2 protein-coding genes are annotated in these 2,734 nt (G+C 48.2%); both read left to right on the top strand.

Features of this window, described 5'->3' with window-relative positions:
* A partial coding sequence (locus tag ACI4J0_RS07865) for an MMPL family transporter (protein ID WP_439765260.1) occupies positions 1-727 on the top strand: 727 nt, incomplete at its 5' end.
* The gene (locus ACI4J0_RS07860) at positions 724-2,472 is read left to right on the top strand and encodes a hypothetical protein (protein ID WP_439765259.1); all 1,749 of its coding nucleotides are present in this window, start codon (positions 724-726) and stop codon (positions 2,470-2,472) included. The genes ACI4J0_RS07865 and ACI4J0_RS07860, both read left to right, overlap by 4 nt.
* Positions 2,473-2,734 lie beyond the last annotated feature (262 nt).

The raw sequence follows: 2,734 nt of genomic DNA, 5'->3' as shown, positions 1-2,734 counted from the left end.
CGGCGAACACAAGCTTTTGCTCATAAATTCCGAATACAAGCCTGCTTCCGACGAGGTAAATGCTCAGATAGATACGCTTGTAAATATATTGAAAAAATATGACGACAGCGCTATGCTTATCGGTGAGGCTTCTTGCACAAAGGATATGATAGAAACCACCGATACCGACTTTAAAATTGTAAATGCAATTTCTATCGCTGCAATATTTATCATAATTGCCATAGTGGAAAAGAGCATTTCCCTGCCAATAATCCTTGTGGCGCTTATTGAGCTGTCCATTTTTATCAATCTGGGACTTCCCCATTATCTTGGACAATCGCTGCCGTTTATCGCACCTATCTGCATAAGCACCATACAGCTTGGCGCGACGGTGGACTATGCTATACTTATGACCACACGCTACAAAGCGGAGCGCCGCAGCGGAAAGGATAAGCGCGAGGCGATCCTAACGGCGCTTTCCACTTCTATACCGTCCGTTATAGTAAGCGCAATGGGGCTTTTTGCGGCGACATTTGGCGTGGCTATGTACTCCGATATTGATATTATAAGCTCAATGTGTATGCTTATGGCAAGGGGCGCGGTCATCAGCATGGTATGCGTTATATTTATTCTCCCCGCCTTGTTCATGCTTTGCGACAGGCTTATAGGCGTAACCACCATAGGATTTAAAAATAAGGAAAACAAAAGAAATAACCACAACAGTGTAGATGGAGGTATTCATATATGAAAACGAAAAGGATTTGTGCCGCGGTTGTATCTGTAATTCTGGCGGCGGGAATATGCACGGGCGCAATATATGCGGCGGATAATAAAAGTGCAGAAACACCGCAGGCTGCGGTCAGCGACAATGTAAAGACGGATAATGCAGTTGCAACCGAAAAAGATGAAACGGTGTACATTATTGCAGGCGCGGACGGCGCGGCAAATAAGATAATCGTCAGCGACCATTTGAAGAACACCGAGGGCGGCTCCGCTCTTACCGATAATACAACACTCTCGGACATTGAAAATGTTAAGGGATATGAGGAATTTTCCCGTGACGGTGACAGTATCGTATGGGCAGCCGACGGAAAGGATATATATTATCAGGGCGTAAGCACCGCAAAGGCTCCCGTAGAGATGAAAGTTACATACACTCTTGACGGCAAGGAAATTTCCCCTGAGGAGTTGGCAGGAAAAAGCGGCAATATAAAGATACGAGTTAACTATACAAATGACCTTACCGTATCCGCCAAAATAAACGGCGCGGCGGAAGATGTATGCGTACCATTTGCGGTAGTCACAGGCACTGTACTTGACAATGACAAATTCCGCAATATTGAGGTATCAAGCGGTAAAGTGCTTGATGACGGCGACAGAACAATTATTGCCGCGTTTGCATTTCCGTCTTTGCAGGATAGTCTTGCTATTGACAAGAATAAGCTTGACATTCCCGATTATCTTGAAATTACCGCAGACGTTACGGACTTTGAGTTCAGCGGATTTTATGCTGCGGCTGAAAGCGGTATTTTTGCCGACATGAGTCTTGACGATGAAAACGCCCTTGATGGTTTGAAAAATGCTGCTGCGGAAATGGACTCTGCAATGGTGCAGCTTTTGGACGGCTCTTCTCAGCTTTACAACGGACTTACCCAGCTTAACAGCAAAACGGGCGAGCTAATTGGTGGCATATCCGCATTAAGTGACGGCGCGGCTCAGCTTTCTGCGGGAGCGGCGGCTCTTGACGAGGGCGCTGTCGGACTTTGCGACGGCATCGCGCAGCTTGGTGCAGGCAACGGTCAGCTTTCCGCAGGACTGGCAGAGCTTGATAAAAACAGCGCGGCGCTCAACCAAGGAGCAGCGCAGATATTCGCATCTCTGCTGGCACAAGCGGACAGTCAGCTTGCGACGCAGGGTCTTGAGCTGCCAAAGCTTACGTCCGATAATTATGCTGTAGTACTTGACGGTGCTGCGGCGCAGGTCGAACAGGCAATGGGCAAGGACGCAGCTGCGGGTATCGTCGCTGTAAAAGCTCAGCTTGATGAAGTAAAGGGATTCTGCGACGGACTTAGCAGCTATACCTCGGGAGTGTCCTCGGCTTATGCAGGTGCGCAGAATGTTTACAATGGCACAGTACAGCTTTCGCAAGGCGCAGATAAGTTGAAAGACGGAGCGTCTGCTCTTAAAAGCGGCACAGCCTCCCTATCTGACGGCATAATATCCCTTGCAAACGGCAGTACCCAAATGGCTGAGGGCATATCCGCATTAACGGAGGGAGCAGGAGCACTCAACGAGGGTCTTATCCAATTCAACGATGAAGCTATACAAAAACTTGTTGATGCTGCAAACGGAGATCTCGGCGGACTGGTGGAGCGTCTTAACGCAGTATCGGACGCTGCCGAAAGCTACCGCAGCTACTCCGGCATTTCTGACGGAACAAAGGGCAGCGTTAAATTTATTTTTCGCACTGATGAAATAACGAAAGCAGAGTAATAACGTCATAATATTGCAAGGCAGACGATCTCGTAACACAGGTCGGCTGCTTTGCATTTAATGATAATCACTTGTTTATTGTATAAGGAGAAGGATAAATGTTTTGTTGCTTTGTTTTTAGGGGGTGCAGGGGGAACGCCTGCCCCTCGGAGAGCGCCGGTACTTATGATATAGCCGCTTGCGGCGGTGCCGACTGACCTTTGCGGGGCAGTCGGCAATGTCATAAGTACTATGGCGTTAGTTGTGGCGCAGCCACGACTAA

It is taken from the genome of Huintestinicola sp. (genome assembly GCF_051882455.1).
In the GTDB taxonomy this organism is placed as follows: Bacteria; Bacillota; Clostridia; order Oscillospirales; family Ruminococcaceae; genus Huintestinicola.
The sequence above is the reverse complement of the archived record's forward strand: the minus strand, read 5'-3'. Positions and strand labels throughout refer to the sequence as shown.

What these genes read in the sequence shown, in the direction of transcription:
- ACI4J0_RS07860 (WP_439765259.1), top strand. Translation starts at nt 724, where the DNA reads ATGAAAACGAAAAGGATTTGTGCCGCGGTTGTATCTGTAATTCTGGCG.